Raw genomic sequence first — 3,694 nt, 5'->3', positions numbered from 1 at the left:
CTTTGAGTATTTCTAGCTCTTCCTTGTGAATACTAGACTCAAGGGGTAAGGTATCGTACTCATAGGGGCCAAAATATGTACAAAATACTTTTATATAATCTGTAAAAGTTTTCAAATGGTCTAGTTGTGCATTTATGTTAAAAAATGTTGATAGAAATGCTGTGGAGTGTTTTCGTCTTTTTCGGGGGTTAGAGGTGGATAGACGTTTCATGATAAGAATTTCTTCGGTCTCTGTTAACGTTTTCCATCCTTTATTTATTTCATATTCACTTAAAGAGGCACTCCAGAAAACTTGCTTTATGGGATTAAATTCTATTAAATTTAAATTGTATTTATCTAAAAGAAAATCCTTTAGTTCATTTACCTCCTCTTTCATCGTTATTAAGGTCCCAAAATAATCCTTTGAGTTTGTTCGGGAACGATATATTCTACTCATTTGGAGAAGGGTACTTTTAGGATCCTTAAAGTTAATTATTTGATTCAGTGACACTCCATTCTCGAGCTTCATTTGAAAATTTATTCTTTCCAACCCAAATGCAGGTAGATGGTATTGGAGAAGCCAAAGAGAGGTTAATGGTTTAAAAAACCGACGTTGATCTGTTCTTCTGGAATAACCTTTGATTTGGCTTGCAATGAGCTTTCCTAACCGATTTTGATAGAGTAGATTTATTCCTAAATACTTGCACCCATTATAAACTGCTTTAAGTACCGCTAATTGATCACTATCTAGTGGAATAATAATTTTAATGGATTTTCGTTGCAATTCTTCCCAAGAACCATCTGTAAGTGGAGTAATCTGTCGGAGTAAGTCAAATCCTCCCTTTTCATTTCCTGTAGATCGAAGAGAACTAACTAAGTATTGGTAAAATCGTGAGGCATAGAACTTCTCCTCTTCCAATAGCTGACCTGATGTTTCAAAATATCCAACTGCGAACCAAAGAAAAGGTGTGCTGCGATATAATTCAGTGTAACGATAATTTTTACTAAAATCATTGATCTTCTGAATAAGATTTTCTCGTTGAAGTTTTGTATCTACTTCATAGAATGAAAGAACTGCAATAAAATCGTTTAATAGAATTTGATCATCTTTTGGATATTTCTGAACAAAATTTGGTAATAAATTAAGAATACTATCCAAAAATCGTTTATTACTTCTATCTGGTTCCCTCATCTAATATTTCTCTGTAACAATGATAATTAAAATTCTTAAATCATGAGTTATTTTTATATATTTTTATTAGTTGGAAGCATTTTTCAAATGAACCCCTAGAATCATTTCTAGGTAAATTTTTGAATCCTAAAATAGATAAAATCAGCATTATGTTCTTTACAAAAACCCAGTTATTACTCTTTATTTTCATCTTCCAAGGCTTCATCATCCTTTTACCCTCCCTAAGTTTTGAGGAAAAAATTCCATTACAAGATCCGACTCCTGATTATATTTTTTATAACGGGACGATAATTACAATGGAAGAAACTCAACTTATAACGGAATCAGTGGCTGTTTTAGGTGATATCATTAGTGCTGTTGGAAATGAGAGTGAAACTTTTCGGTTTGCTGATTCCACTACCCAATTTATCAATATGCAAGGAGCAACTTTAGTTCCAGGTTTTATTGATTCCCACTCACACTGGATTGGTGATCGTGGATTAACAAATATGACTGAACTTACTGATGTTATTGATTCTTTAATTTCCTATGGCTGGACCAGCATTTCAGAATTATTTGTGAATCAAGATCGATTAAATGAATTACAAGCTGTCGATGAAGCTAATTTATTGAAGATACGCGTTAATTGTTATCTCCCTCTGGGGTATGGATTTAATCGGTTTGGGGACTGGTATCAGGCCTATACACCTGGATATGAATATAGTCCCCAATTACGGATCGCAGGGGTTAAATTATTTGCAGATGGGTGGTATCTAGATCCAATTAATTATATTAATCAAACTGAAATGAATCAGCTCGTTCAAGAGGCTCATTCTTGGGGTTTTCAAATCGCTACTCATAGTGTGACCCCCAATGCGACTGATATTGTACTCAATGCATATGAATCGGTGATAGGTAATGAACCTAACAACTTACGCCATCGTATCGAACATTTAGTTCTCCTCCGAAATGATCAAATTTTTCGTTTAGCTGAATTGAATATATTAGGTTGTATTCAACTTCCTTGGTTCAATTCGGATTGGAATGATCATATTGAACCCTTAATCGGCCGAGAATGGGCTGAAATAACTGGTAGATGGCAGGATCTCCTTGATGCTGGTGTTCATCTTTTGGGTAGTACTGATTATCCCTATGTTCTAGGGGATATTAGAACACCCCTTGGCGTTATCGCTACAGCTGTTACACGGATAGGAACCTTAGGTGACACACCAACCGATTTTATGCTCAACCAAACGATCACCCCTGAACAAGCATTACGAACATTAACAACCGATGGAGCTTATGGCACATTCCAGGAAAATATCAAAGGAAGTATTAAATTTGGCAAATTAGCAGATTTAGTAGTGCTTTCAGATAATCCACTCACGATTCCAGAGACAAATCTAAAAAATATTGAAGTCTTAATGACTATGATTAATGGGGAATTTGAGTATATTAAACCAGATAGTCCAGACACCACTTCTAGCTTTTCTAGCACATCGATGATTAGCACAACAACAGGGACATTAGGATCAACTTCCACTACAATTCCTCCCTTAACGACATCAGCTCCTTTTTTACCATTTATAATTCTTGGTGTTTTATTAATTGGCATAATACGGACTAGGAATAAATAATACAGAATTATTTTAATTTCAAGAATAGTAATATTGAAGACAACAAAAATTTCTTTTTGGTGTTCATTTATATGTTTCATGATATTCCGAATAGTATACAAGAAAGAATGAATTACCTAAGAACCTTAGATGCTGCAGATCGTAAAGATGGAACTCCTTTACTACAACGGTTACGACAAGTACCCCCTGAAACTGGAAAATTTCTTGCTCTTATTGCATCAAATGCGCCCAAAGGACAGTTTATTGAAATAGGTACAAGTGGTGGGTATTCAACTTTATGGATAATTCTTTCTTGTATGAAAACAGAAAGAAAAATCAAGACATTTGAAGTCCTTAAAGAAAAGGTACAATTAGCAAAAGAAACATTCAGAGTAGCTCAAGTAGAACCATATGTTGAATTAATTTTTGGGGATGCACGAGACTATTTGGAAAAAACTGAAGAAATTGCATTCTGCTTTTTAGATGCAGAGAAAGAATATTATAAGGCATCTTATGATTTAATCATTCCAAAAATGGTAAAAGGTGCATTTCTTATCGCTGATAACGCTATCAGCCATAAAGAGGATTTAAAACCAATGTTAGACCAAGCTATGACGGATAAGCGTATAGATTCTCTGATCGTTCCAATAGGAAGTGGTTTACTGTTTTGTAGAAAACAATGAATTATTAATTCTCAAAAAAATAAAAAAGACTAAGATAGACCAAATCTAGGGTAATTATGATTTTGAATCGTAAAAAGAAATAGCTTTAGGAGAGAGAAGTTATATTTCCGATTCTAGAAAAATAATTGACTCTTTCTCCTTAAATCTTAATTTATTCTTAAATAGGTTCAGGGAAGGCGTATTATCGCCTTGGATATCAGTTACAAGCTTTTTATATCCTTTTGCACGATAAATATCAATTAGAG

At 33.9% G+C, this 3,694-nt stretch carries 3 protein-coding genes; 2 read left to right on the top strand and 1 reads right to left on the bottom strand.

Annotated elements, in window-relative coordinates; all coding sequences use genetic code 11:
* Nucleotides 1-1,171, bottom strand: a 1,171-nt coding sequence (locus tag ACWVCY_RS13630; RefSeq protein ID WP_455143469.1) for a hypothetical protein, incomplete at its 3' end; no start/stop codon positions are given.
* A gap of 119 nt (nucleotides 1,172-1,290) precedes the next feature.
* Here ACWVCY_RS13630 and ACWVCY_RS13625 point away from each other — a divergent pair.
* Together ACWVCY_RS13625 and ACWVCY_RS13620 are read left to right on the top strand one after the other, a co-directional pair.
* Nucleotides 1,291-2,787: an amidohydrolase gene (locus ACWVCY_RS13625; RefSeq protein ID WP_455143467.1), complete on the top strand. Its 1,497-nt coding sequence runs from the start codon at nucleotides 1,291-1,293 to the stop codon at nucleotides 2,785-2,787.
* A gap of 71 nt (nucleotides 2,788-2,858) precedes the next feature.
* The gene (locus ACWVCY_RS13620; protein WP_455143466.1) at nucleotides 2,859-3,449 is read left to right on the top strand and encodes an O-methyltransferase; all 591 of its coding nucleotides are present in this window, start codon (nucleotides 2,859-2,861) and stop codon (nucleotides 3,447-3,449) included.
* The last annotated feature ends 245 nt before the right edge of the window (nucleotides 3,450-3,694 follow it).

This window comes from Candidatus Hodarchaeum mangrovi (genome assembly GCF_975850365.1).
Note: the sequence above shows the minus strand (reverse complement) of the source record. Positions and strands in the feature narration are given on the sequence as shown.

What these genes read in the sequence shown, in the direction of transcription:
- ACWVCY_RS13620 (WP_455143466.1), top strand. Translation starts at nt 2,859, where the DNA reads ATGTTTCATGATATTCCGAATAGTATACAAGAAAGAATGAATTACCTA.